3 protein-coding genes are annotated in these 3,331 nt (G+C 61.3%); 1 reads left to right on the top strand and 2 read right to left on the bottom strand.

The window, feature by feature from the left end; all coding sequences use genetic code 11:
• The coding region (locus ACIQC5_RS24185; protein WP_400287757.1) for a glucose-6-phosphate dehydrogenase assembly protein OpcA at positions 1-550 on the top strand (550 nt) is incomplete at its 5' end.
• 72 nt (positions 551-622) lie between these two features.
• Here ACIQC5_RS24185 and ACIQC5_RS24180 read toward each other — a convergent pair.
• A complete protein-coding gene (locus ACIQC5_RS24180) occupies positions 623-1,372 on the bottom strand; it encodes an IclR family transcriptional regulator (RefSeq protein ID WP_400287755.1) in 750 nt (249 codons plus the stop codon).
• Positions 1,369-2,766, bottom strand: a complete 1,398-nt coding sequence (locus tag ACIQC5_RS24175; protein WP_400287753.1) for an APC family permease — start codon at positions 2,764-2,766, stop codon at positions 1,369-1,371. Before ACIQC5_RS24175 ends, ACIQC5_RS24180 begins: the two co-directional genes overlap by 4 nt.
• Positions 2,767-3,331: the final 565 nt, after the last annotated feature.

Raw genomic sequence — 3,331 nt, 5'->3', positions numbered from 1 at the left:
GAAAGCACTCGAGAACATCCGCGCCACCTACAAAGCCGGCGACACCGACCTCGCCTGGACCCGCCTGACCAACTGGCGCATGCAACTCGCCGCAGCCATGGAACACGTCGACGCCGCCGCAGTTACGGCCATCACGGTGGAAGGTGCGACTGATTCTCCCAGCACCTTGTTGCTCGCGACGTGGCTGCGCCAGGCCTTGCAGGCGCCGGTCACCATTGTGGCGGATCCTCCGGGCACAGGTATCCGTGGTGTCAGGCTAATGTCCGCATCCGGTGTCATCCGGCTGTCCCGGCCCGGCCACACCGTGGCCGAACTCACCCAGCCGGGGCAACCGGCCCAGCACATCACGCTCGCCCGGCGCAGCCTCAAGGACTGCCTCGCCGAAGAACTCCGCCGGCTCGACCCCGACGAAGTCTTCGGCGAGACGGTCCGCGGGTTTGATCTGTCCCGCGTTCAGCACGAGGGAGTCCACCAGCGGGGCAACGTGGACGTGGATGCGCTGGTTTCCGCACTGAGCCAGGTGGATGACGCCCTTGCCAAGGCGGGCTGACAGTCCACCACCAAAAGGCGCCGTCATCGACGAAACGATGACGGCGCCGTCGTTCCTTAACCCGATGCCCGGTCAGAACAGCAGCGGTGCCAGCCGGGCACTTAGCTCCCGGGCTGCCCCGGAATGCTCGCGAGTGGCAGTGAACCGCTCCGCGGGGCTGGACAGGCAGAGTGCGGCACCGACCGGCCCATCCGACAGCCGCACGGGAAAAGCCAGGCTGGCCGAGCCTTCTTCCAGCTCGCTGATTTCCGAGGCTTCTCCCTTCAACCTTATTTCTTCCAGTTGTTGTTTCAATTGCGCGCTATCCGTGATGGTGCGTGCCGTCAGTCGCGCCAATGGTCCTTTTGGGAATGGTGCCGAAGAATCGTCGAGTCCGGCGAGCATGAGTTTTCCCGCGGCGGAGGTGTGTGGATAACGGAGCATTTCGAAAACTGAATGAAGTGGATAGTCCGGATCTTCATCGGCGATTCTTAGTGATGCATTACGGAACATTATGAGATGAACAGCAAATCGATTCTTGCTGCGGAATTCCTGTATTGCGCTTCGGGCTGCCGTGGGCACGGTGGGCGGAGTAGCGGCGGTGATCAGGCCTGAGATCGCGTGCCCCAGAGCGAAACCCCGGAGGTCCGAGGTGCGGGCCAGATACTCGTCCGCAACCAGCGAGTTCAGGACGCGGTAAGCGGTTGCCTGTGGCATCTGCAGGGCATCGGTGATCTCCTTGGCGGTGGTTCCCGTACCAAAGCGCGCTACGGTTTCCAGAACCTTGAGCGAGTTCAGCGCCGAACTCGGTTTGGTATGTGAGGGTCTGTAATTCATGCTCATGGATTTGGCCTGCCATTAAAGAGGTCCAGGTCCCGGGTCTCGTCATAGATTCCGACGGACGCCAGACGCTCAGGTAATCGGAAGTGCAGGACGGTGGCGTACAGGACGCTTGCCAGGAGCACGCCCCCGTAGACGATTGCCTGCAGGTTGCCGGAGCTGATGGAGACCGCCGTAGCAGCCCAGATCACCGCCCCGAGCGCCAAGGAAGTAACGGCGCCCAGGATCCAGCTGGCGTAGGTGCTTTCGCCGATCCGGCGGAGGAAAAACGGAAGTGAGGCACTGGCAAGCACGTATGAGCCCAGATAGCCGTAGGCGCCCAGGGTGAAGAGGATTGCGAGGCCCCGTTCGGGGCTGGCGCCCGAAGCGATGGCCGCGACGGGTACGACGGCGATCAGCGGCATGGTGACAACGATCGCCGTCGAGGGGGTTCGGAAAGCGGCATGCGTTCGACCGAAGATCCGAGGGGCGACGCCTTCCCTGCCCATGCAGAAGAGGATCCGAACGAAGGCGTTCATTGAGGCGATCGCGCAGGCAAAGAACGAAGCTGCGATGCCCAGGTCCAAGACTGCTGCGAACAACGGGGACGTCTGGGAAAAAAGGTCGGACAGGGGAGTAGTGCTGGCCGCCACGCTCAGCGGCGCATCCCTGAGCGCCACATCCTGTGCGGAGACGGAAAGCAGGCAAAGAACACCCATTAGGAGCGGGGTCCAGGTGATTGCCCTGGGGACGCTGACGAAGGGTTTGTGGGCCTCGCCGCCCAGTGTCGTAGGGCTTTCGAAGCCGACGAAAGCGCTGATGGCCACCACGACGCCGAGCGGAAGTGCGTCAAAATTCCCGCTCCAGGCAAGCGCGCTGCCGAGGTCGATCTTCGGCTCGTTGAGGGCAAAGTAGACGAACATCAGCACGGCGAGAACGCCTATGGAGATGGCCTCCATCATGACCGTGAACCACGCGGATAGGCGGATTCCCCGGACCATCAGGTAACAGGCGGCGCCTGCCGCTGCCAGGATAACCAGTACCGGGAACGCCGTTGATTCCGCGATGGTGATCCCCAGGTTGCTGAAGAGCTTGGCCACATAGATGCCAACCACCAGCAGGCCGGCCATCGCCACGAGGCCGTATCCGAACAGGGCTGACCAGCCGGCAGTTATTGCCGTGCGCTGACCGAGTCCCTTGGCCGTGTAGCTGTACAGGCCGCTCACGGCAGCCATGCGCTTGGCCATCGGCCGGAGGCAGAACGCCACGAGGACCATCACGGCCATGGCTGCGCCGAAGGTCATCACAAGGTTCGGCCCGTCCGATCCAAACACAAGCCCTGGGAAGACCAAGGCTGGAATGACGGCCATGGCACCGGCCGGAGCGACGCCGGCGACTGCCTGTGCCAGGACGGGCAAGAATGAAAGTTTTCGACGGCGCAGGCCTTCCACGGGTGATTGTCGCGAGATGAAGCGATCACTTCGGGCAGACATTGGGTACCAACTTTCCCTCGGACGGGCCCTGACTACGTTGATTGTGAAGGGCCGGCGCTATCGAGCCGAGATGAAAAACATTAGCATTCCCGGGCCTTCTTCCTGCAGATGTGAAGGCGTTTCCGTATGTTTCCAACATGTTAACTCGAGTGGGAAAATGTGCCCGATAATTTCTCACCTAAATATTCAAAAAAGCTCTCGCATAAATGTTTTGGGTGGCGTAGCTTTTTCTCACAGACGGAATGCGAGTGACTGGCATCACACACCTGAGGCTCCGAGTTGAGCCGCTGCCGGCCTCTGTAAATCGAACTTCAGTTGACCCTTACCCCTCGGGGACGGCCGTGCATGCCGGGGTCCATTCCGTCATCCATAGGGATCTGCATCCCGTTCCAGGAACAAAGGAGTTAGTCGTGACTTTGAATGCTGAAACTGAGGCTCTTGTGGGGGTTTCGCACCCGTTGGATCCGTTGTCGCGTGCGGAGATTTCGCG

It is taken from the genome of Paenarthrobacter sp. NPDC092416 (genome assembly GCF_044755025.1).
Classification (GTDB): domain Bacteria; phylum Actinomycetota; class Actinomycetes; order Actinomycetales; family Micrococcaceae; genus Arthrobacter.
The sequence above is the reverse complement of the archived record's forward strand: the minus strand, read 5'-3'. Positions and strand labels throughout refer to the sequence as shown.